Origin of the sequence: Syntrophomonas sp. DTU019 (assembly GCA_913757435.1) — a bacterium.
Lineage (GTDB): Bacteria > Bacillota > Syntrophomonadia > Syntrophomonadales > Syntrophomonadaceae > DTU019.
The window spans coordinates 826,181-849,742 of sequence record CAJYDM010000001.1; the positions used below are offsets into that span (position 1 = coordinate 826,181).

The 23,562-nt window shown below is 49.1% G+C and carries 21 protein-coding genes; 15 read left to right on the forward strand and 6 right to left on the reverse strand.

The features are described 5' to 3' along the window. Nucleotides 1–4: 4 nt before the first annotated feature. From murA to AC15IQ_RS04230, 7 genes are all read left to right on the forward strand, one after another. Nucleotides 5–1,246, forward strand: coding sequence for a UDP-N-acetylglucosamine 1-carboxyvinyltransferase (murA, locus tag AC15IQ_RS04200; protein WP_483177429.1), 1,242 nt, complete (start codon nucleotides 5–7; stop codon nucleotides 1,244–1,246). Between the two features lie 86 nt (nucleotides 1,247–1,332). Further along, the gene (spoIID, locus tag AC15IQ_RS04205; RefSeq protein WP_483177430.1) at nucleotides 1,333–2,229 is read left to right on the forward strand and encodes a stage II sporulation protein D; all 897 of its coding nucleotides are present in this window, start codon (nucleotides 1,333–1,335) and stop codon (nucleotides 2,227–2,229) included. Between the two features lie 89 nt (nucleotides 2,230–2,318). After that, complete coding sequence (gene spoIIID / locus AC15IQ_RS04210; RefSeq protein ID WP_483177431.1) at nucleotides 2,319–2,579, forward strand: sporulation transcriptional regulator SpoIIID; 261 nt, start codon at nucleotides 2,319–2,321, stop codon at nucleotides 2,577–2,579. An 89-nt stretch (nucleotides 2,580–2,668) separates the two neighbouring features. Then, nucleotides 2,669–3,703, forward strand: coding sequence for a rod shape-determining protein MreB (gene mreB / locus AC15IQ_RS04215; protein ID WP_483177432.1), 1,035 nt, complete (start codon nucleotides 2,669–2,671; stop codon nucleotides 3,701–3,703). 78 nt (nucleotides 3,704–3,781) lie between these two features. Next, entirely contained in the window at nucleotides 3,782–4,522 is a 741-nt protein-coding gene (locus AC15IQ_RS04220; RefSeq protein ID WP_483177433.1) for a flagellar hook-basal body protein, read from the forward strand. A 115-nt stretch (nucleotides 4,523–4,637) separates the two neighbouring features. Further along, complete coding sequence (locus AC15IQ_RS04225) at nucleotides 4,638–5,378, forward strand: WecB/TagA/CpsF family glycosyltransferase (protein WP_483177434.1); 741 nt, start codon at nucleotides 4,638–4,640, stop codon at nucleotides 5,376–5,378. A 30-nt stretch (nucleotides 5,379–5,408) separates the two neighbouring features. Then, complete coding sequence (locus AC15IQ_RS04230; protein WP_483177435.1) at nucleotides 5,409–7,541, forward strand: cell division FtsA domain-containing protein; 2,133 nt, start codon at nucleotides 5,409–5,411, stop codon at nucleotides 7,539–7,541. 24 nt (nucleotides 7,542–7,565) lie between these two features. Here the strand turns inward: AC15IQ_RS04230 and AC15IQ_RS04235 are convergent, their stop codons facing one another. The 4 genes from AC15IQ_RS04235 to AC15IQ_RS04250 are packed head-to-tail and all read right to left on the reverse strand — an operon-like array spanning nucleotide 7,566 to nucleotide 9,939. After that, on the reverse strand, nucleotides 7,566–8,903 hold the full coding sequence (locus AC15IQ_RS04235) for a B12-binding domain-containing radical SAM protein (RefSeq protein ID WP_483177436.1): 1,338 nt from the start codon (nucleotides 8,901–8,903) through the stop codon (nucleotides 7,566–7,568). Next, entirely contained in the window at nucleotides 8,900–9,370 is a 471-nt protein-coding gene (locus AC15IQ_RS04240) for a hypothetical protein (RefSeq protein WP_483177437.1), read from the reverse strand. The genes AC15IQ_RS04235 and AC15IQ_RS04240 overlap by 4 nt, the downstream gene beginning before the upstream one ends. Further along, nucleotides 9,367–9,573 (reverse strand): helix-turn-helix transcriptional regulator, encoded by a 207-nt coding sequence (locus AC15IQ_RS04245; protein ID WP_483177438.1) that lies wholly within the window; start codon nucleotides 9,571–9,573, stop codon nucleotides 9,367–9,369. Before AC15IQ_RS04245 ends, AC15IQ_RS04240 begins: the two co-directional genes overlap by 4 nt. Before the next feature lie 27 nt (nucleotides 9,574–9,600). Next, nucleotides 9,601–9,939, reverse strand: coding sequence for a 2-hydroxyacyl-CoA dehydratase family protein (locus AC15IQ_RS04250; protein ID WP_483177439.1), 339 nt, complete (start codon nucleotides 9,937–9,939; stop codon nucleotides 9,601–9,603). Between the two features lie 203 nt (nucleotides 9,940–10,142). Between AC15IQ_RS04250 and AC15IQ_RS04255 the strand changes: the two genes are divergently transcribed. The 7 genes from AC15IQ_RS04255 to AC15IQ_RS04285 all read left to right on the forward strand — a co-directional run bounded on the left by AC15IQ_RS04255 (nucleotide 10,143) and on the right by AC15IQ_RS04285 (nucleotide 18,829). Next, nucleotides 10,143–10,580: a CtsR family transcriptional regulator gene (locus AC15IQ_RS04255; RefSeq protein WP_483177440.1), complete on the forward strand. Its 438-nt coding sequence runs from the start codon at nucleotides 10,143–10,145 to the stop codon at nucleotides 10,578–10,580. Nucleotides 10,581–10,593: 13 nt separating this feature from the next. Then, on the forward strand, nucleotides 10,594–11,100 hold the full coding sequence (locus AC15IQ_RS04260) for a UvrB/UvrC motif-containing protein (protein WP_483177441.1): 507 nt from the start codon (nucleotides 10,594–10,596) through the stop codon (nucleotides 11,098–11,100). 13 nt (nucleotides 11,101–11,113) lie between these two features. Beyond that, nucleotides 11,114–12,193, forward strand: a complete 1,080-nt coding sequence (locus AC15IQ_RS04265) for a protein arginine kinase (RefSeq protein WP_483177442.1) — start codon at nucleotides 11,114–11,116, stop codon at nucleotides 12,191–12,193. Nucleotides 12,194–12,216: 23 nt separating this feature from the next. After that, a complete protein-coding gene (locus AC15IQ_RS04270; RefSeq protein ID WP_483177443.1) occupies nucleotides 12,217–14,694 on the forward strand; it encodes an ATP-dependent Clp protease ATP-binding subunit in 2,478 nt (825 codons plus the stop codon). 120 nt (nucleotides 14,695–14,814) lie between these two features. Continuing rightward, a complete protein-coding gene (gene radA, locus AC15IQ_RS04275) occupies nucleotides 14,815–16,161 on the forward strand; it encodes a DNA repair protein RadA (protein WP_483177444.1) in 1,347 nt (448 codons plus the stop codon). Continuing rightward, complete coding sequence (gene disA / locus AC15IQ_RS04280) at nucleotides 16,161–17,237, forward strand: DNA integrity scanning diadenylate cyclase DisA (RefSeq protein ID WP_483177753.1); 1,077 nt, start codon at nucleotides 16,161–16,163, stop codon at nucleotides 17,235–17,237. Before radA ends, disA begins: the two co-directional genes overlap by 1 nt. 152 nt (nucleotides 17,238–17,389) lie before the next feature. Beyond that, complete coding sequence (locus tag AC15IQ_RS04285) at nucleotides 17,390–18,829, forward strand: IS1182 family transposase (protein ID WP_483177445.1); 1,440 nt, start codon at nucleotides 17,390–17,392, stop codon at nucleotides 18,827–18,829. A 129-nt stretch (nucleotides 18,830–18,958) separates the two neighbouring features. Here AC15IQ_RS04285 and AC15IQ_RS04290 read toward each other — a convergent pair whose 3' ends face one another. Next, the gene (locus AC15IQ_RS04290) at nucleotides 18,959–19,357 is read right to left on the reverse strand and encodes a nucleoside triphosphate pyrophosphohydrolase family protein (protein ID WP_483177446.1); all 399 of its coding nucleotides are present in this window, start codon (nucleotides 19,355–19,357) and stop codon (nucleotides 18,959–18,961) included. A gap of 423 nt (nucleotides 19,358–19,780) precedes the next feature. Next, the gene (locus AC15IQ_RS04295) at nucleotides 19,781–21,475 is read right to left on the reverse strand and encodes an IS1634 family transposase (RefSeq protein WP_483176844.1); all 1,695 of its coding nucleotides are present in this window, start codon (nucleotides 21,473–21,475) and stop codon (nucleotides 19,781–19,783) included. A 372-nt stretch (nucleotides 21,476–21,847) separates the two neighbouring features. On the opposite strand from AC15IQ_RS04295, the gene AC15IQ_RS04300 reads away from it, so the two are divergent. Beyond that, complete coding sequence (locus AC15IQ_RS04300) at nucleotides 21,848–23,560, forward strand: IS1634 family transposase (protein ID WP_483177447.1); 1,713 nt, start codon at nucleotides 21,848–21,850, stop codon at nucleotides 23,558–23,560. Nucleotides 23,561–23,562: the final 2 nt, after the last annotated feature.

Here is a 23,562-nt window from a genome sequence, read left to right on the forward strand (position 1 = left end):
AGATGTGAAAATACTGGTGTCCGGGTCCACCCGGCTGCAAGGCCAAATAGCAGTGAGTGCTTCAAAAAACGCTATACTTCCCATATTAGCCGCCAGTATGCTCAGCAGTGGTACGGTTATCGTCCGTCAGGTCCCGGCCATACGTGATGTTCAGATTATTTCGGCCTTGATACACCAAATGGGTTTAAAAGTAGAGCATGAGCAGGATCGGTTGATAATTAACGGGTGCCCAAGCCATAATGTGCCGGATTATGAATTGTCCCGGCAAATCCGGGCTTCTTTTCTGTTAATGGGTCCGTTATTGGCAAGGCGCGGTCAGGTGCAGATCTCGCTGCCGGGGGGATGTGCTATAGGAACCCGTCCCATAGATCTGCACCTCAAAGGTTTCGAAGCTCTAGGGGCTAATATCACCATGACTGGTGGGTGTGTGATTGCCACCGCGCGCCGCCTCAAGGGAAACCACATCTATCTGGACTTCCCCAGTGTGGGCGCCACGGAAAACATAATGATGGCGGCAGCCTTGGCTCATGGTACTACCTATATTGAAAACGCCGCTCTGGAACCCGAAGTAGTTGACCTGGCCGGTTTTATCAACAGCATGGGCGGACATGTCAGTTCGGCTGGCAGCAATGTTATAAAAGTAGAAGGAGTCAATTCCCTGGGGGGAACTACCTATACTCCCATTCCTGACCGCATCGAAGCCGGCACCTATATGGTAGCGGCGGCAGCCTGCGGTGGCGACGTAATCATTAATAATGTCATCCCTGAACACATAAAGGCAACCACCGCTAAATTGCTCGAAACTGGTGCGCGCATTGATGAGCAGGCTGATGCGGTTCGCGTTTCGCGCTGGCAAGAGATCAGGCCGGTTTACATCAAAACTTTGCCTTACCCGGGTTTTCCTACAGATATGCAGGCCCAATTCATGGCCTATTTGTGTGCCGCCCGGGGCAGCAGCATAATTACCGAATCGGTTTTCGAGAACCGCTTTATGCATGTCAACCAGCTCCTGCGTATGGGCGCACAAATAACCACTGAGGGAAGGACCGCAGTAATAAGGGGCATACCGCAGTTGAGTGGCACCACCGTCAAGGCTACCGACCTACGAGCTGGAGCAGCTTTGCTAATAGCGGCCATGACTGCCAACGGTGAGACTATCATCGAAGAGAGTGAACACATAGATCGGGGATATGAGAATATAGTCAGCAAATTGAATAACCTGGGAGCAAAAATTTACCAGCTATAAGTTCTATTTTTTTAGCCCGGTCATAAGAATAGAATATGAGAGTATGTGGCCGCAGAATTAGAAATAAAAGGCTTATTTTTTTTGCCTTGATAGTCGCGCTTTTGTTAAGCTCCATTATTTTTTTTCAGAAAACCAGGACGCCTGATATAGAGGAAGAACCCCGCATCACACTTTACCTCTCTGCTCAACAACGTGTGGTCGAATTAGGCCTGGAGGAGTATCTAACCGGGACAGTAGCAGCAGAGATGCCGGCCGGATTTGGGGTGGAGGCCCTTAAAGCCCAGGCGGTATGCGCACGTACTTATGCTATACGGAAAATAATCGAAGGGCGCAGCTATCCCGGCGGAGCGCAGCTGTCCGATGATATCAACAGCTGCCAGGCCTATGTCTCTCCACAGGAGTTTGCCCGTCGCAACCCCTCTCATTATCGCGAACTATGGTCCAAAATAGAGACTGCCGTAAAAGAGACCCGGGGAATGGTAATGGTTTACCGCGGAGAGCCTATTGATGCCCTGTATCATTCCACCTGTGGCGGTAAAACCGAAAGCGCAGTAGCCACAACCGGCAGGGAGATAGCTTACCTGCGTTCGGTTGATTGCGGCTATTGCCAGGCATCCCGCTATTATCAATCGCAACAGGTTTTCAGCCCGCAAGACCTGGCTCCCCTCTTCAAATCAAGCTCCCCAGGCCAGAAAATCAACCTCAAAGTGCTGGCCCGCACCGGATCGGGGCGGGTTTCCCGCCTGGAAATAAACGGCCAGTCCTTCTACGCTGAAACCATGCGCCGCACCCTCAACCTGCCTTCCACCTGGTGGGAGTTGTCTAACCAAAATGGCGACCTGATCATTAACAGCCGCGGATACGGGCATGGACTGGGATTATGCCAGTATGGGGCTGGGGGTATGGCGTCTCAAGGCAAAAGTTTTGAAAAAATATTAAAGCACTATTATCAAGACATCCAGCTCTTGACATTAAAGTATTGACCGACTGTATTTTTTTACCCTCAGTCCTTTGTTCTCGACCTCTTGACTTGTGAATATACTTTAACAATTCTCTAGTCGGGAGGTTTGACATGCAAAACTACATTAGGAAGCGAGCGGTCAAGATAGCACAATACATTCTCCAAACTTCCAGCACAGTCCGACAAGCAGCAGAGGTATTCGGAATCTCGAAAAGCACGGTGCATAAGGACGTAGCTGAGAGACTACCGCGGATTGACGAAAAGCTGGCTGATCAAGTGAAAGGGGTTCTTGACAAAAACAAGGCTGAAAGGCATATCCGTGGTGGAGAAGCCACCCGGCAGAAATACGCCTCCTCGCACCTTAACGGCTGATTCTCCTGTAAAATCATAGCAATCCCCGAAGATAACAGTTAAAATGTTTATAATTGATTATTATTTGCCGTAGGAGGGTATTGCTTTTCATGTGGTTTGCCGGAGAAGATATAGGAATCGATCTGGGTACTGCCAGTGTTCTGGTTTTTAAAAAGGGCAAAGGGATTGTACTCCACGAACCGTCAGTAGTTGCCATCGACAGAAACACCAACCGCATTATCGCCGTCGGAGAAGAGGCGCGCCAGATGCTGGGCAGGACGCCTGGTCATATCGTTGCTATCCGGCCTTTGAAAGATGGGGTCATCGCCGATTACGATACAACCGAAAAGATGTTGGCCTATTTTATTCGCAAGGTGATTGGCCGCAGGCTGTTTTTTAAACCCCGGGTAATCGTGTGCATACCTACCGGGGCCACGGATGTTGAGGAACGTGCTGCCAGCCAGGCCACTCTGGCCGCAGGGGCTAAGCAAGCCTATATAGTCGAAGAGCCGCTGGCTGCCGCTCTGGGAGCGGGGGTAAATATAGCGGATGCCACCGGGAATATGGTGGTAGACATCGGGGGAGGCACTTCAGATATTGCCGTTCTTTCCCTGGGCGGGATCGTTTGCGATACTTCGCTTCGGGTCGGAGGGGACAAGTTCGATGAGGCCATCATCCGTTTTGTGAGACGGGAACATAACCTGTTGATCGGTGACCGCACCGCCGAAGACATCAAGATTGAGGTGGGGACTGCATATGTAACCCCGCAAAATCAGGACCGGTCTGTGGAAGTGCGGGGCCGAGACCTCTTGACCGGCCTCCCCAAAAACATCACCATCACTTCAAAGGAATGTTACCGGGCTTTACAGGAGCCTATCGACACCATTGTTGACGGGGTTAAAAAGGTTCTGGAAATAACTCCACCGGAACTGGCAGCCGATATTGTCAATAACGGCATCGTTATGACCGGCGGGGGTTCGCTCCTGAATGGCCTGGATGAACTCCTTACCCGGGAGACCAATCTCCCCGTACATGTAGCCGAAGATGCCATATCCTGTGTGGCCAGAGGCACTGGTAAGGCCTTAGAAGAAATGGCCGCCCTTATAAGAACCAAAAGGGGCCGTGGCCCTAAACGGTTAATGTAGTAAAGTATATCCCCTCACATGCCGATACATTATTAAAGTATGTTGTTACATGCAGTATTGGAGCGGGGGGATGGTTTTTTGGTCAAGGGTATTTACAGTGCAGCTTCAGGGATGATGCTGCAGCTTGCCAAACAGGACGTGGTTGCCAACAATATTGCCAACAGCAATACCAACAGCTTTAAACGCCAGTTAGCCGTCAGCTCTGCCTATCCGGTAATGCAGATTTCGAGGCTGGAGGGAAACCGAGCTGAAGCTTTAGGCATTTTGGGCAGCGGTGCCTTGTTGGGCGGAATATACACCGATTTCAGCTCTGGCAGCATGATACAGACTGGCAATGAGGCCGATTTAGCATTGGCAGCAGAGGTGTTTTTTGTGGTCGAGACCCCGCAAGGGGAGCGTTTTACCCGTAATGGCAGCTTCAAAGTAAATTTTGACGGACTGCTTTCCACCAACCAGGGTTATCCGCTGTTGGACGAGAATGGGGATTATATATATGTGGAACCCGGCTTTGCGGTAGACCGCCAGGGTAATGTTGCCGTGGATGGCATCACGGTACACAAATTGCAGCTAGTGACATTTGATGAAATTGGCGATCTGGTCAAGGATGGGGAAAACCTATATACCACCGACGGTAATTATAAAGAGGCCGCTGACCCTCAGTTGATGCAGGGATTCCTGGAACAGTCCAATGTCAAGGCAGTTGAGGAAATGGTGACTCTGCTGGAAGCGGTGCGGGTCTACGAAATGCTGCAGAAGGTAGTCCAGGCTGAGGATGAATTGACACAGGTGGCCATCGATAAAGTGGGAGCATTAGGATAACAGCAGTACCGGACCCCGCCCTAAGGGCGGGTTTTTCTATTTATGAACTCATGCAGGAATAAACCGACTTTTCTCTAAATACTTAATTGGGCAAGATTAAGATGGTGAATGAAGCATGACAAAACGTGAAATTAGTATACTGGGTTGCAAGCTCCATACAATCAGCATGGCACAATGCCTGGACATTATCGGTTCACATATTACCAAACGCCAGAGCATGCACGTCATAACCCTCAATGCGGAAATGGTCTATCAAGCCAGAAGCGACCCGGAACTGTTAAGAGTGATCAATCAATCCGATCTGGTCACCCCGGATGGCATCGGAGTGGTATGGGGGGCACGTTATTTGGGGCATACAGTGCCGGAGCGGGTAACGGGAATAGATCTGATGTATAGTCTGGCGGAAAGAGCAGCCGGGCAGGGATGGGGAATATATCTGCTGGGAGCAGCCCCCGGGGTAGCCCGTGAGGCGGCAAGGCAGTTGCAGCAGCGCTGGCCGTCTCTTATCGTAACAGGCTATCATGACGGCTATTTCACCGCCGAACAGATACCGCCAATCTTGGACCAGATCAATACCAGTAGTGCCGAGATATTGTTTGTGGCTCTAGGTGCTCCCAAACAAGAGTATTGGATTAAAGAGCACCGCCAACAGTTGCAGGTACCGGTTATGATAGGAGTGGGCGGCAGTCTGGATGTGATCGCCGGAACCAAAAAAAGGGCTCCGCAGTTTTTTATCAGGTTCAACCTGGAATGGCTGTACCGCCTGCTCACGGAACCGAGCCGCTTAAGGCGGCAATTGGTCCTGCCCCTTTTCGTAATCACTATCCTTCTGGAAGGATTCAAAGCTAAAAAATAATGATCCATTACTACACAAAGGATGATTGGTGTGGAACAGCAGACTATATTTGCTCTGGACATCGGAACACGTAAAATCATGGGCGTGGTCATGCAGAAGCAGGGCGACTGTCTAGAGGTCCTGGACAGCGAAATGATCGAACATAGCACCCGGGCGATGATGGACGGCCAAATCCATGATGTGGATGCGGTTGCACGCACCATCCGCAGAATCACCGACACCCTGGCAGAGAGGCTGCAGATCCCGCTGACATCCGCCGCAGTAGCAGCGGCCGGGCGTACCCTGCAAACATCGAGGGGCACGGCGGCTGCCAAGCGCGGATTACTGCAAGAGATTAGCGCTGATGAAGTACTGGCCTTAGAGATCGAAGCGGTGCAGCAAGCCCGCATTGCACTCTTGCAGGAACAGGCCGATCACGATGGGGCTATGCAATATTTTTGTGCCGGCTACAGCGTGGTCTACTACCGCCTTGAGGACCAGTCAATTCAGAATCTGGTGGGACAGGTGGGGGGATATATGGAACTTGAAGTTATCGCCACCTTCTTGCCGCGGGTGGTGGTGGACAGCCTGTTCTCAGCTCTGAAACGCTCTGGTTTGGAGTTGTTGAGCATGACCTTGGAGCCCATAGCAGCACTGTCGGTTGCTATTCCTCCCGGGTTGCGCCTGCTGAACCTGGCCCTGGTGGATATCGGCGCTGGTACATCTGACATCGCCATTATCAAGGGAGGCAATATCAACGCTTATGCCATGGTGCCGATGGGAGGAGATGAACTCACCGAGACCCTGGCTGCTCATTACCTGCTGGATTTCCACCATGCCGAAGAGGTCAAGCGCAAACTGGTATTTGAGGAGACCGTACAGGTTGAAGATATATTGAAGAATAAGTATACAGTAGAAAGCCAGATCATGCAGGATGCGCTCCAACCCATGACCAACGAGATAGCCTTGCAGGTGGCGAGCCAGATTTTAAATCTCAACCAGAAAGCCCCTGATGCTGTAGTGTGTATTGGTGGGGGAAGTCTCACCCCCAACCTGATCCAGACTCTAGCCGATTACCTGGAATTGCCCCGCAACCGCGTGGGAATACGCACTGCCGAAGGCTTTGAAGCCATACGCTGCCAACAGCCAGACCTGCAGGGGCCCCAGGGAGTGACGCCGCTGGGCATCGCCTATCATTCCTTCCTTTTCCCGCCTCTGCCGTTTATCAACGTAACCTTGAATCAAGCCCAGCTCATGCTGTGGAACGTAGGAGAACTGACTGTCGGCAATGCTTTGCTCAGTTCGGGATCATCATTGGCCAGTATTTACGGTCGGCCTGGTTTGGGCAAAACTATGACCATCAACGGCCGCGTCCGGTCTTTTCCGGGTACGCTAGGGACCGCTCCGTTGATCAAGGTCAACGGTGAAGAGGCTGCCCTGGACACCCTGCTGCAGAATGGTGATAAGATAGAATTTGTACCCGGTTCTAGCGGTGTGGATGCCCGGGTTTTTGTAAAAGATCTATTCGACCTGGAAGCCGGACAGGTGACAGTCAACGGAAAGCTATTGCGGCTCAAGCCTTATCTACGGGTCAATGGACAGGAGGCCGACCCTGATATGGAAATACCCGACCGCGCCCTGGTCGATTATCAGCAGTCCAACTCACTGAAGCACATCCTGCAGGAATATGGGGTCGCCGAGCATCAAATGCAGCCTCGCACTTTCCATTTTGTAGTGGATGATGAACCTGGACAGCTGTACTGGATGCCTCTCCAGGCTGAAATCGACGGACGGACGGCCCATCTGGATGATGAGGTTCCCTGGGGGGGCCAGGTCAACTTCAGCCTTCTACCGACCCAACCCACTTTGCAGGAGGCCTTGCAACATACCGATGCTTTGCGTCTGCCAGTCTATGTCAATGATCAGCCAGTGATAATAAACGCTCAGGGTGCAGGCGTATTTTTGGACGGTCAGCCGGTGCCCTTGACCCATGAACTAGTCGAGGGCAGCATCATAACCCTGGACCACAGCGCCAGCAATGCGATTTTAAGCGATATATTCCAGGTTTACGAACTCAAGCCCAATTTATTGGCCAGGCTGGTTTTGAAAGTTAATGGCGATGAAGCCGGCTTCACTACTCCCATTAAGGCCGGTGACCATATCCAGGTATACTGGGAGGAATAAAAGCAACAGAGAGAGTTATTCCCCTCACTTCACCCGATAGGAGATCTGTGCCGCCAGGTTGCCCAATAGACGCATAGGGATTATACGAGCCAGCCAAGCAGTCAGTGGCCCGAATTTACGGTAGAGCAGATTAAACAAAAGATACGATTTTCGTTGCGCTCTATGTTGTGGCATACGGCGTAAGATATTGCGAAATGAATAAAACTCCCTGTAAATCCACAAGTAGCCCTGATACAGTTCGGAAGCTGTCATCCCATGGGGCTGGAATACCACATGGGCGGTATTGTAATTGGACAGTTCATCGTCGGTGATACGACCGGCATCCAACATTCGTGTATATAATTCTGTGCCCGGGTAAGGGGTGAGAATATGCGAAGTCAGGGTTTCGATTTTGTTCTTGACCAGCCAGTCAAGGGTTCGGGCAAAAACATCCCCTTTATCCCCGTCCAAGCCAAAGACCATGCTGGCATTGAGCATGATCCCCCGCCGGTGGATGTCATTAGCCAGCCTTTCATAATTTTCGAAGTGATTGTCCTTGTTTACCCCCTGCAGAGAAGAATTATTAATGGACTCAAAGCCGATAAAAAGGCTTTGACAGCCAGCCTCGGCCATCAGATCCAGCAAGTCAGGATGGTCAGCTATTTTGGTTGTCACTGCGGCACTCCATTTCAGATTCATACCTCGCAATTCATGAAGGAGTTTTCGGGTGTAAGACGGTACGCCGATAAAATTATCATCAACAAACAGCACATGCCGGGTGTCTAGAGCAGCGATATCGCTTAATACAGCCTCGATCGGACGGCGAACATAAATACGATTTTGACAACTATTGTAGCAAAAATCACAGCGGTTGGGACAGCCGCGACTGGTGAGGACAACATTGCTGTAAAGATAGCGGTCTTTATCGATCCGCTGGTAGGCCGGGGAAACGATCTCATCCCCACGGAAATCTTGCATATCATGGTAAACCTGCTGCAGTTTGCCATGTTCCGCGTCTTTGATCAACCGCGCCCATACCCGCTCGGCAGGGCCAATACAAATAGCATCGAAATATCTGCTGCAATTCTGGGGACTGCAGGTGACGTGGATACCGCCTGCCACAACCGGAATACCCGACCGACGGAAGGTAGCCGCGATCTCCACAGCCCTGGGCAGGACATCCAAAGTGATGGTAATGCCCACCATCTTCGCATCCCTATGATCACCTATTTCCTCCAGATTTTCATTGATAATGATGACTTCATGGCCCGCAGGGGTGAGACTCACCAAAGTGAACAGTGCCAGGGAGGGAGACATCCGGGTTTTAAGGTCGGTATCCATGGGCCGCTTATTCATTTTTGGCTGAATCAGTATGATTTTCATATCCTATCCCAACGACAAACCAGTACATAACCCAGGTCCGCTAGCACCACCGTTGTCCAGTGGATCACGATGAATAGGGTGAATTTTTCGATAATACCATTCGCATCGCTCAATATCATAAGGTATAATACGGCAATCGCAGCCAGGGTGAGTATGGTGGCGATTGCCAGGCATTGGATAAGGACGTCCGCATGATACTCATCATAGGGATGTCTGCGCAACAGCAGCATCATTACAACTAATATCGATATAGCGATGAGACCATAGGCGATGTAAGCATGAGAACCGGAAGCCAGAAAACCGCTCCAGGCGGTCCAAAAGTACTGGTCAGCCGCTGCCCGGTTGTAATACAACAGACTATTGAACTCTATATGGCCGGAAGTAAAAATAAATATAAACCCATAAAAGGCTGTAAAAATGCTAAGCCCCAAGGCGTTTACGACCGGGTTCTTAAGTAAATGCTTCATTTCCTATCCTCCTCCTTGAATAGAAATAGATCTTCAATGGATACCCCGAAATACTGAGCCAAATCGTAAGCCAGCCAGATGGAAGGATCGAACTTGCCCACTTCTATGGCATTGATGGCTTGGCGAGAAACGCCGACTCTTTCTCCCAGTTCTTTTTGGGTCAGCCCCTGCCCTTCCCGAAGCCGCTTAACCAGGTTTTGCACGTTATGGCCTCCCTTTTGGTGTAAGGTTTACCTTACGCCAAGCTTAACAAGATAGCCCCGCGGTGTCAAGTAAACCTGACACGATTCCATATCTTCCTGCCTATAAGCACGTTCAACATGAAGGGAGATGCTTTTCTCCTGCAAAGCTTGTTTAAGCAAATAGCTCGCTTTGGAATAAAGCCTGCAAAATAGCAGACTATAATCGACAATTGCATCAACCTGGTATTCATCAGCCATACGAAGAATATCATTGATACGACCCTGCTTATCGAAAAAACCGGCGCAGTTAGTTTGCATATAAGGGCGCGCCAAGGCCAGGACCTGATTTTTAAAGATCGGTTCCGCTTTCATCAAACACTTTTTCATAATAGTGGGAAACCGCTACAAGACTCTTCAAATAGCTCTCCTTTGGGTAGTTCTAGGCCTGGTTATGCTATAAAACCGCATAAACGGCAACAATAGATTTATCCCACTGTGAACATTTTAGGGAATGGTGATTTGCATTTGGGTTTTGGTGTGTTATTATAAAAATATCTAAAGGTCAATAATAGTCAAAGGGGTAGAAGGCGTTGAAAAGAAGCATCAGCGACCGTATTGAACAGTATATTAAAGTACTGATCAGCCGCAGCGATGCGCAGCAGATAGAGATACAGAGGGCTGAACTGGCTGAAACCTTTTCCTGCGTGCCCTCTCAGGTGACTTATGTATTGTCGACCCGGTTTAACGGTAAGGATGGTTATATAACCGAAAGCAGACGGGGGGGCAAGGGGTTTGTGCGCATCACCCGCATCAGTTCGTCTTCGCCGGACTGCACTCGTCTGCAGAACGACCTGGAGGAAATGATCGCTCATATGCTGGAAGAGCAGCACTTGCAGGAATCAGAGGCTCAATTGATTAATTATCTGCTCTCGGCCTTGTCTGAAGATCTTGACGAGGAACAGCGGCATTTGGTTCTGTCCAGGATGGTCAAGGCTATAGCCCGATATAACAGCCTGCACAGTAAATAGGGGGAATTTGACTATGAATTGTGATGAATGTAAACATAACCTGGCTACGGTACATTTGACCGAGATGTATAACGGACAGAAGAACGAGATGCATCTCTGTGCCTCTTGTGCCGCCAAAAAGGGGGCTATGATGTTTGATCCCAGTCAGTTCAACATGCCCAACCTTTTGGGGGGATTTCTGAGTGGACCCCAGGCGGTGCAGGGTTTCGCCAATACCACGCCGATGGCTGCCTGCAAAACCTGCGGAATCAGCTTTTTGGACATACGCAATACGGGCAAATTAGGCTGTCCGGACTGCTATCAAGCTTTTGCTGAAGAGCTGGAGTCTTCCTTGAAGAGGATACACGGCAACAGCCAGCATACTGGCAAAATACCGTTGCGCAGCGGGGAGAATACTCGGGTGAAGCGGCGCATCGAAGAATTGAAAGAACAGCTGCAGTCTGCCATCATGGCTGAGGACTACGAAAAAGCTGCGGAAATCAGGGATATGATGAAAGAAATTGAAAAAAAGCTGGATTAGAGGTGATACCCAGATGGGAATCGATCCTTTGTTGTACAGTACCCATGTAGGTTGGATGGAAACTAAAGCCGGAATTGACGCGGATGTAGTCATCAGCAGCCGGGTCAGGCTGGCTAGGAATATCGATAACATCCCTTTTCCCCATCTATTGAATGAAAACAGTGGGAAAGGCGTTATCGAGCTGATCACAAAGGCTTGTGAGCAGAGCGGTTACGAGCCGCTGCGGGCAATGCAGCTGGTGACCTTTGACCAACTCTCCGAACTGGACCGGATGATACTGATGGAAAAGCATCTGATCAGCCCTCAGCATGCTCGTTTTAACAGCAGTCATCGCGGGCTGATGGTCAACTCTGACGGGGCTCTGTCAATTATGATCAATGAAGAGGACCACCTGCGCATTCAGGGCTTGCTGCCCGGCCTCGCCCTGGAGGAATGCAGTCGTCAGGTGCAGACACTGGATGATGAACTGGAAAAACAATTGACCTGGGCTTTCGATGCCCAGCGTGGTTATCTCACTGCCTGCCCTACCAATGTAGGAACCGGAATGCGGGCTTCGGTGATGCTGCACCTGCCGGGAATGGCGATGACCGCCCAGATCAACCGCATCTTTCACAACATTGGACAACTGGGCATGACAGTCAGAGGCCTGTATGGAGAAGGTACCGAAGTTCTGGGGAATTTTTATCAGCTTTCCAATCAAGTAACCCTGGGGCTCAGTGAAGAAGAAATCTGCCATAACCTCTTCCTGATGACCAGGCAGATCATTGAGCAGGAGCGTATGGTGAGGGAGAGTCTCAAGCAGGGCATGATATATCAGCTCCATGACAGAATCGGCCGTGCTTACGGGCTTTTAAGCCATGCCCGCATTATGAGCTCCAACGAGGCCTTGACCTTGTTGTCCGATTTGCGCCTGGGGGTGGACCTGGGGCTTATCACCCACATTCAGGCCAGTGCCATCAACGAACTCATTGTGGCTATCCGTCCGGCTCACTTACAAAAAAGAGCCGGGCAAGATATGGATGCCTTTGGGCGCGATATTAAGAGGGCTGAAATCATTAAAGAGATCTTATTTCGAAAAAATACTCAGTCTTAAGGCTGATAAAAGGAGGACTAGTGATGTTCAGGAAATTTACGCAACGTGCCCGCAACGCGGTGCTGCATGCCCAGGAAGAAGCCAAACAGATGAATCACCCCGCCATCGGCACCGAACATATATTGTTAGGTCTGCTGCGAGAGGGTGAAGGAGTTGGAGCCAAAGCCTTACTCAGTCTGGGTATGGACTTGGATAAATTACGAGAAGAAGTTACGAAAGTGATGGGAGAGAGCAGTACTGCGCGTGAGCAGCAGGCCGGAGATCTGCCCATCACTCCGCGGGCGAAAAAGGTATTCAACCTGGCCTTTGACGAGGCAAGGTTGCAGGGGGTCAACTATGTAGGCACCGAACACCTCTTGCTGGCTCTGCTGCGGGAGGAAGAAGGAGTGGCCGGACAGGTTTTGATATCCATGTCGCTAAAGCTGGATGAGGTCAGGGAACAGGTGATTATCCTTTTAGGTGGCGAGACTACTTCCAACCAGGGCGGGCCGTCTTACAATGAACAACCCCCCAGCCCGGTTCCACCGCAGGCCAAAAGAAAGGGCAAGAGCAAGACCCCGACTCTGGACCAATTTAGCCGGGACCTGACCCACGATGCCGGTGAAGGCCGTCTCGATCCGGTAATCGGCCGCAACCAGGAGATAGAAAGGGTTATCCAGGTTCTATCCCGCCGAACCAAGAACAATCCAGTCTTGATCGGAGATCCCGGGGTGGGCAAGACTGCTATAGTAGAGGGCTTGGCTCAGCGCATCATCGAGAACCGGGTGCCGGAGATCCTGGGTAACAAGAGAGTTGTGACCCTGGACCTGTCCTCAATGATTGCCGGCACTAAATACCGCGGAGAATTTGAGGATCGCCTCACCAAAATCATCACCGAGATCAAGAGTGCTGGGGATATTATTGTTTTCATCGATGAACTGCACACTATCGTGGGGGCCGGAGCTGCGGAAGGTGCCATCGACGCTGCCAACATATTGAAGCCTTCGCTGGCCCGGGGAGAATTCCAATGCGTGGGTGCCACCACCTTGGATGAGTACCGCAAACACATCGAGAAGGATGCCGCTTTGGAGAGGCGCTTCCAGCCCATACTGGTGGATGAGCCCAGCCAGGAGGAGAGCATTGAGATACTAAAAGGTCTGCGCGACCGTTACGAAGCTCATCATGGGGTGAAAATCAGCGACGAGGCCATAGAGGCTGCAGTACGCTTGTCGGCTCGCTACATCACCGATCGCTTCCTTCCCGACAAGGCTATCGATTTGATCGATGAAGCCTCTTCTAAGGTAAGGCTGATAAATTACATCGTGCCGCCGGAACTTAAGGATAAGGAAGCCCGGTTGGAAGAATTGATTAAGGAGAAAGAGGAAGCCATCAACGCGCAGGAATATGAGAAAGCCGCTTTCATGCGCGATGAAGAGCAGCGCCTTAAAACTGAAATAGAAAACGATCGCAAGGAATGGGTCAATCAGCGCAACCTTACGGTCGGTTCAGTGGGTGAAGAAGAGATTGCCAGCATCGTTTCCAACTGGACCGGGGTGCCGGTGAGCAAACTGGCTGCCGAGGAGAGCGAGCGGCTGGTGCATTTGGAAGAGGTCCTGCATCAGCGGGTGATTGGCCAGGATGAAGCCGTTGAGGCCATTTCCCGAGCGGTAAGACGCTCCCGGGCCGGATTGAAGAACCCCAAGCGGCCTACCGGTTCGTTTGTCTTCTTAGGACCGACCGGGGTGGGCAAGACGGAATTGGCCCGGGCACTGGCGGAGGCCATGTTCGGCACCGAAGAGGCCATGATCAGGCTGGATATGTCAGAATATATGGAGAAACATGCGGTTTCTAGGATGATCGGCTCCCCGCCCGGCTATGTGGGCTACGATGAAGGCGGACAGCTCACTGAAAAGGTGCGTCGCAAGCCGTATTCAGTCATACTCTTGGACGAAATCGAAAAGGCTCACCCGGATGTTTTCAACATTCTGCTGCAGGTCCTTGAAGATGGGCGCCTTACCGACGGACAGGGCCGCACCGTGGACTTTCGCAACACTATTCTTATCATGACCTCCAATGTGGGGGCACAGATGATCAAGAGTGGCAATAAGGTAGGGTTTAGCACTGCTATTGATGAAGCTGAAAACTATAACCGCATGAAAGACCGTATTATGGAGCAGCTTAAACACACTTTCCGCCCCGAGTTCATCAACCGGGTCGACGAGTTAATAGTGTTTTCAAGCCTATCCGAAGAAGAATTGCGGCAAATCGTAGAACTGCTCCTAAAGGACTTCTTTAAGCGGGTGGAGGAGAACGGATATCAGATGCAGATCAGCGATGAAGCCAAAACCATTATTATGAAAGAAGGCTTCGACCCTGCTTATGGAGCCCGCCCTTTGAAAAGGGCTTTGCAGAGGCTTATTGAAGACACCGTTTCCGAGGAGATCCTGAAAAAGACGGTAGAGCCCGGGGATACCATTCTCATCGACGCCGAAGACGGCCGTATAGTGGTCAAAAAGCTATAAATATTGTGGCCGGGGAGCATGGTTTTCCCGGCCTATACATAAAAATAGCGCCTGCTGCAGCGTCCCTCTTTATACTGGTACGAATTGGTATATAATATTTCTGTAAGGAGCGTTCGTACTTTGAAAATATCAAACCTTTATATATGCAGCAATTGCGCCTATGAAAACAGCAAATGGCTGGGGAAGTGCCCATCCTGCGGGATGTGGAATACTCTGCAGGAAGAGATCCGCACCAATAAGCCAGTCTCTTTGGCCAGAACCGGCGTGGAGGCAGTTTCTCTGCAGGACATTCCCCTGGAAGAGGTCAGGAGGACCGGCAGCGGGATCGGTGAGTTGGACCGGGTACTGGGAGGCGGCATGGTGCCGGGTTCGGTGATATTGCTGGGTGGCAACCCTGGCATCGGCAAATCCACTCTGCTTTTGCAGGTGGCTCAGGCTATCGCCCGACAGGGGGAGAAGGTGCTCTATCTGTGTGGAGAAGAATCCTTGCAGCAGATCAGGCTCAGGGCTATACGCCTGGGGGTGGACAGCCCGGCTATTTTCCTGGTGGCAGAACAGAACATCGAGCTCCTGGCAGGATACATTGAGAAGATAAAACCTTCCACAGTAATAATAGATTCTGTACAGGCGGTATACTGCAATGAGGTTTCATCCATACCGGGCAGTATAGTGCAACTGCGGGAATGCACCGCCCGCATCACTGAAATCGCCAAGAGGCGCGGCATAACCTTTTTTCTGATCGGCCATGTGACAAAAGAAGGAGTAATCGCCGGACCCAAGGTGTTGGAACATATGGTGGATGTGGTGCTGTCCTTTGAAGGGGAGAAGAGTTTCTCTTTCAGGATACTGCGAGGGGTGAAAAACCGCTTTGGTTCTACAGACGAGGTTGGCCTTCTGGAAATGGGTGCGGACGGTTTAAGTGAGGTCTTGGATCCTGCCAGCATATTCCTCAGTGCTGAGGCGGTGCTAACCTCAGGGACGGCTATCACCACCAGCGTAGAGGGCAGCCGGCCTTTATTGATCGAGGTGCAGGCCCTGGTTAGCGCCTCCGGGCCTGGTTATCCCAAACGCATGGCGGCTGGCATCGACCAGAATCGATTGGCCCTGATCACGGCAGTACTGGAGAAACGCCTGGGGTTCCATCTATCCGCTTGTGATGTGTTTCTCAAAATTACCGGCGGGGTTTTTCTGCGAGATCCATCGATAGATTTCGGCATTGCCGCAGCCATAATATCCAGCCATCTGGATTTGGTTATACCGGCACATACCGTTTTTATAGGGGAATTGGGGCTTTCCGGGCAGATTCGGCCAGTGCCCTGCCTGGAACTGCGTTTGAAAGAGATCGCCAAAATGGGTTACTCCCGGGTGGTGATCCCCAAACAGGGGCGGATACCGGCAATGGCTGATCTGAGTTGCATTGAAGTGCAGACCATAGAAGAGATCCTGGAGCTGATAAGGGAAGGATGATGGGGTTGGAAGACATTTATCAAGGAGCGTTCAAGAAATACCTGGAGATGCTGGCGCCGGGGACGGTGTTTCGCATCGGGGTGGAAAACATCCTCCAGGCCAACACCGGAGGGCTGATCGTGATGGGAGATTCTCCCGAATTGATGGCCATCGTTAACGGTGGATTCCATATTGACTGCGAATACAGCCCGGCTCGCATCTACGAGTTGGCCAAAATGGATGGTGCCATTATTACTAATCATGATGCCTCCCGGATACTTAAGGCCAATGTACAGCTTTCTCCTGATTCCGCTCTGCCCTCCAATGAGACCGGCATTCGCCACCGCACTGCGCAGCGGGTGGCCCGGCAGACCGGCGAATTGGTGGTAGCCATCTCCCAGCGGCGCAAGCAGGTTACCCTTTATCAGGGCAACATCACCTTCCGCCTGCGCGACCTGAACTCCATCCTGGTCAAGGCTAACCAAGCCTTGCAGACCCTGGAGAAACACCGTAATGTTCTGGGGCGGGAACTGCACCGCTTAAGCGGTCTGGAATTTGAAGATATGGTAACCGTTACTGAAGTATGCGAGGTCTTGAAACGCGCTATAAAGGTCTTGCGCATCGCGCGGGAGATCGAGTGTTACATCGTGGAATTGGGCGTGGAAGGACGATTGGTAAAAATGCAATTGGATGAGATGGTGGCCAATGTTGCCGAAGAGGCGGTTTACATCGTACAGGATTACTACCATCATCTGGGCAAATCTCCCCGCGACATTGTGGCCGATTTGCGCAGAGCTTTTGAGGAAGATCTCTCCGATACCCTGTATATAGCGCGTGTCCTGGGGTTGGGCAGCGCCAGCAGCCATCTTGAGCAGCAGGTGGCACCGCGCGGCTACCGCATGCTGCAACGCCTGCCGCGCATCCCCGGTTCGGTCATAGCCAACCTGGTCGAGCGTTTCGAACTATTATCCAATATATTGCGGGCTACCATTGCCGAACTGGATGATGTTGAAGGCATCGGCGAGGTGCGGGCGCGCTACATCAAAAGCGGCTTGAAGCGCATGCAGGAACAGCTCTTAATGGAATACATGGTATAAAAAGCGGCCCGGAGGCATGGGGACGGTTCTTTTGCCTTGTTTTTCAACGAAAAACAAGGCAAAAGAACCGTCAGACTGTGTGAAAACTAGTCCGCAGAAAAAGGAAAAAAACATATAAAAGTCGAATGATAGGGTGATAGCGAGGTGGAATAATGGCCTACATTAAGGGCGAAGACCGCATGCAGATCACCCTTTTTCCTGAAGCGGTCGATGACTATATATCAACTGATAATCCAGTTAGGGTAATTGAAGCATTCGTTAATTCGTTGTACATGAAGGACCTCGGGTTCCAAAAAGCGGAGCCGAAAAATACTGGTAGACCTCCATATGATCCTAGGGACTTGTTAAAGCTCTACTTGTATGGTTATCTAAATCGGGTTAGATCATCTCGGAGGCTAGAGACCGAAGCCGGTCGGAATCTTGAGTTGTTATGGTTATTACGGAAGCTAAAACCCGACTTTAAGACAATAGCTGATTTTAGGAAAGATAACCCCAAAGCCCTAAAAGGAGTCTTCAAACAGTTCACCCTGTTATGCAAAGACTGGGACTTGTATGGCAAAGAGGTCATAGCTATCGATGGTTCCAAGTTCCGAGCCAGCAATTCCAAGCGCAATAATTACAACCAAAAGAAGTTACAAAGACACTTAAAATATATTGACGAAAAAATTAACGGCTACTTTAATGAATTAGATAGCAACGACCAGGACGAAGCCGATATCCATATCCCCAGTGCTGAAGAGATCCAGAGGCGCATAGAAGAACTAGAAAGCCGTAAAGGTAAATATACCGCCATGAAACAGCATATGGAGCAAACCGGGGCTACAGAAGTATCGACCACTGATCCAGATGCTCGGCTAATGGCTGTTAATAATAACGGAGTAGAAGTCAGCTACAATGTACAAACGGCGGTAGACCAAAAGCATAAGCTAGTGGTAGACAGTGAAGTCATAAACAATCCAGCTGACCAAGGGCAGCTAAGCAATATGGCTAAGCAGGCCAAAGAAGTATTGGAAGTAGACCAAATTAAAGTATTGGCCGATAAAGGATACTACTCAACCAATGATCTAATCGAATGCGAGAAAAACCACATAGAGACCTATGTAGCCAAGCAGAGATTTACCGGTAATATAGCCAACACCGACTTTCAAGCTGACAAATTCCAATATGACCAAGAGCAAGACGTTTACCTATGCCCCGCAAAAGAGATTCTCTATCCAGGCAGAATAAGAGAAGTCAACGGAGTAAAATATCGAACCTACAAAAACTACCGGGCCTGTAAGGGCTGCCCCTTAAAGGATCAATGCACCAAAGCCCAGAAGGGCCGAACAATTAGCCGCAACCTAGCCCAGCCATTACTGGATGAAATAGACCGCCGGACCAAGGAAAATCGAAAACTGTATGTACAAAGGCAAATGATCGTAGAACACCCATATGGAACCGTAAAAAGGGGCTTGGGTTATAGTTACTTTTTAACCAGGGGATTAGTGTCTGTAAATACGGAAAACAAGTTACATATGTTGGCCTACAACATGCGAAGAGTAATCAATATTCTGGGAGTTGAAGAAATAGTAAAAAGGCTGGCCTCAGCATAAACTGCACCAGCCTGTTTTTTATCAAAATATCACTAGTAATACTAAATGACCAGTAAAACCTATCACGTAGTTTTGGGATCTCATCGAAAGTTCTCACACGGTCTGCCGTCCCCATGCCTCCGCCTCGGTCTAGGTCATATTAAATACCCCCAGGGTGTTGGCCTTTTTATATTCCTTGAGAAAAACATCGTACATATTGAGGTTGAGGGTGTTGCACAGAGCGGCGGAGTAGAAGAAGAGCTTGCCCAGTTCGGTAGTGATAACATCTTCGCAGTTGGCACAGAGTGAACCGCGCAGGTGGTTGTCGAGGTATCCTTTTAAATCGTCGAAGGATTCGATACAGTCTGGTAGATTCAATTTGTTAGCCTCAATAGAAACACATCCACAATCAGTAACGGATTTGATGAGAGCCCGGTTTACCCGACATGAAGACTCGGAAAGCTTGGAGAGGATATCGCATATGCTGCGGTGTCTGATCAACAAATCCCCCACAACATTCTGGAATTCATCACAAATCAAGTCCTTCACAATGAGACTTGCCCCCTTCTGTTTGTGATTTGTTTAATTATAGACCGACTCTAAAATGTATGTCAATGCGGCCAAATCAAAGCCTGCGGGGCTTTAAGCTAGAAGAAATTTCTAACTGCCGTATAAATCACCTCCTGGCATATCAGAATAAGAATATGGAGGTGAAGAATATGTATAGAAAACCAAAAATTAACACCGCCACCTTAATTGCCGCACTTTTGGCAGTCATTTGGACGGTTCAGCTGGCTGGCCTGTGGAACCGGGGCTCGGGTCTTTGACAGTTGAATAGTAGAAAAAGGTTAGAGAAGCCCGAAAAGGGCTAATTTTTTCCTGACTTTTGCAAAATAGAGGAAGAAGAAAGCTCTCCGCGCCCCTAGATGATAGGCAATTGAGAGCTTTTCTTTTAATTGTAGGATTGTATATCTAAGCTTTGCGGATGTCTTTCAGTTTACCATACGGTAAGATTTCAGGAAGTTGTAAAGTACTTAGGATTGCCGAAAAGTCTTCATTTGATTGGTTCTTTAGATAATATGAGCTGTTGCTTTTTGCATCATCAATAACAGTAAGATTAGCACTTCGAAGAGCATCTTGGATCTTTTCGGTAGACAACTCAAGTTTTTCTTTTCTGAGTTTGTATTCTAGATACCGCTGGATTACCAAAGCCAGGTAGCACATTACGAAATGGCCGCGAATACTCGATTCTGTCCAAACAAAGATGGGTCTGGCCTCTAAATTGCTTTTCATAACCCTGAAGCTCTCCTCAATCTTCCAAAGGCCTTGATAGATCCCTATCACCTGCGCCGCTGACAGGCTTTTGTCCGAGCTTTGAATTCCATAATATCCATCGAATTGTGCATCCATTTCAACCTGATTTTCGTTGAATGAAACGTGATCGTCATCAAAAATGGCCAGTTGCACATACTTTTTGCCACCCTTTTTCATTTCTGCTTTGAGACTGGATTTGGAGTCCACAAGGCGCCGGGACTTCTCTATCAATCGTTCGCGGTCTCTACGGTCTTTCTCAGCACGTTTAGCTGACCAAGTTATCACCATATTGTCATCGAGCAAGACTTTTTCGCCATTAATCTTAACACTGTTCTGAAAATTGCAGACCTTCCATTTAAATTGCGGGCTCTCCACAGTGTAGCCCTCGTCCCCAAGAACTAGGTTCTTAATTGCTTTACTTGCAGATCGGATTTTGTATGCCATGACATAATCAAAACCTTTTGACCTGAGGTAGGCCAGGTTCTGTTTAGAATTTAGCCCACGATCAGCGGTTATTATAATCTTCTTTATGCCATAGGTTTCCCGTAAGTATTCCATAACTGGCACCAGCGTCTTAAAATCATTGGTATTTCCGGGGAACAGTTCATAGCTAATTGGGATGCCCTCATCGTCAATTAAGAGCCCCATTACGACTTGGACCTGATTTACTTTGTTGTCTTTAGAATAACCGAACTTCTTAAGTTCATCGGCTCTGACTGACTCAAAGTAATAAGTGGTAACATCGTAGAAAGCAACTCCAAGGTTGCGTGTCATTTTAAGTGATAGCTGCTTGTTCAAGTGCCTTTCCAGAGATTTCTTTTCATTGGCAAGAAAAGAAAGACTCCGGTATATTTGTTCTAAATTCATTTCCTTGGAGTTGATAAAGAACTCCTTTTGTTCAAAGCTCTTTTTCTTTGATGCCGGTTTTAGCAGCCGGAAGTAAACGAGCATAGATGTCGTATCTTTGACTTTGAACTTAAGGTTGGAATCACGCTTCTGGCGATAATCGAAGAAGTAATCAAGTTTCAATTCATCCCAGATACTCTCGTATACCTTAACGCCGTAATTACGAATAGGAAAGCCTTTAGCAGCGTCGTTATCAGATCCTTCCAGGTAATGCTGGATATCTTTAAATATTGCTTCTTGTTTAAGACTCTCGTTGAAAGCCCTGGACTCCCGGCATTCTCTGCGCAAACGATTCAGAATTCCAGGCTCCTGCGCTTCCAATTCGTCTGCACGCCCTAATACCTTAAGTACCCTGGTCTTGGGCTTCTTATTAACTGGATCCCGATAAGACTCCACGATTCTCACATATTTGATCCCTCGGCTGTTATATACCTGTAGACTGCTCATGCCTGCACCCCTCGTATGAACCAAGTATAGTATAACCATATTATAACATACATACGTTAGATATACAGTAGAGGGATATAAAAAATACCCGATAAATACTAATATTACAGCATTTACACGGGTATTCTTTTCAGCTTATCTGCAAAAGTCAGGAAAAATTAACACCGCCACCTTAATTGCCGCACTTTTGGCAGTCATTTGGACGGTTCAGCTGGCTGGCCTGTGGAACCGGGGCTCGGGTCTTTGACAGTTGAATAGTAGAAAAAGGTTAGAGAAGCCCGAAAAGGGCTAATTTTTTTGTCAATTGTTACACTTTTGTATTGAGTACTTTTGAGTAATGTGTCATAATATAGGGGATGGGAGGTGTTTTCTATGCGGCTAAAAATCTCTAGGTCAAAAAATGCTGCTTCGCTTTATGTCATAAAGTCCACCTATGTCAATGGCGTTCATTCTTCCAAGATTGTTGAAAAGCTTGGTACATATGATGAACTTAAGAAAAAATTGGGCGGGCAAGACCCGATCGAGTGGGCCAAGGAGTATATTGCCAAACTTAACGAGGAGGAAAAGCTTAACAAACGCGATGTCCTAGTTAAGTATTCCCCGATCAAGACTATTGATAAAGGCCAGCAGCGCTTATTCAACGGCGGATACCTCTTTTTGCAGAAGATATATCACGAACTGAAGCTTGATAAAATGTGCAGAGCTATCTCTAAGAAGTACAAGTTTTCTTACGACCTGGACTCCATCCTATCCAGACTTATCTACGCCAGGATTATCTACCCTTCCTCTAAGCTTTCTACATTCCAACTTTCCTCAAGGTTCATAGAACAGCCATCGTTTGATCTCCACCAAATCTACCGTGCGTTGGAGATAATTGCCAAAGAGGCTGACTCTATCCAGGCGTCTCTTTATTCCAACAGCCTGGCTGTGTCAGAGCGGAACACGCGGGTGCTGTACTATGACTGCACCAATTACTTCTTCGAAATTGAGCAGGAGTCAGGCATCAAGCAATACGGCTACTCCAAAGAGCACCGCCCTAACCCCATTGTCCAGATGGGGCTTTTCATGGATGGGGATGGGGTGCCTTTAGCCGTATATATTGGCAAAGGCAATACTAACGAGCAACTGACGCTAAAACCGCTGGAGAAGAAAATACTGTCTGACTTTAACTGCTCCAAGTTCATCGTCTGCACCGATGCAGGGCTCGCTTCCAATAGTAACCGTCAATTCAACAACCAGGGCGAGCGAGCTTTCATCACTACGCAGTCGGTCAAGAAGCTGAAGAAACACCTAAGAGAATGGGCATTAAGCCCTGAGGGCTGGCGCCTCCCGGGCGATACCTCCGTATACAGTCTGGACAAGCTTGATGAAAACAAAGACATGGAAAAGACTTTTTACAAGGAGCGTTGGATTGTGGAGGATGGGCTGGAGCAGAAGCTTATTGTGTCTTTTTCGCTCAAGTACCAAGATTATCAACGCAAGGTCAGGAACGCCCAAATTGAGCGTGCTCGCAAAGTCCTTAACACGAATTTGGGGAAACTTACGAAGGTGAACCAAAACGACTACAAACGTTTTATCAAGAAAACCAGCATTACCCCTGAGGGTGAGGTTGCCAGCAAGGCGGTATATGAAATCGATAACTCTGTCATCCAGAAAGAGGAGGCTTTTGATGGTTTCTACGCGGTTTGCACTAACCTTGACGGCGACGCCGCTGCTATCCTTGCGGTAAATAGGAGGCGCTGGCAGATTGAGGAGTGCTTCAGGATCATGAAAAGCGAGTTTAAGGCTAGACCGGTATACCTTAGCCGCGATGACAGGATAATGGCGCATTTTATTATATGTTTTATCGCGCTGGTGATCTACCGACTCTTGAAGAAGACGTTAGGTGAGCAATACACCTGCAGTGAGATCGTTCAGGGGCTGCGTGACATGAATTTCTATGAGGTCAAAGGGGAGGGTTTCGTCCCCACCTATATGAGAACGGACTTCACGGATAATCTTCATGATGTGTTTGGCTTCCGTACTGACTACCAGATTCTCCCCATGCGACAGATGAAAAAAATTTTTAAAGCTACTAAGTCTTAGAC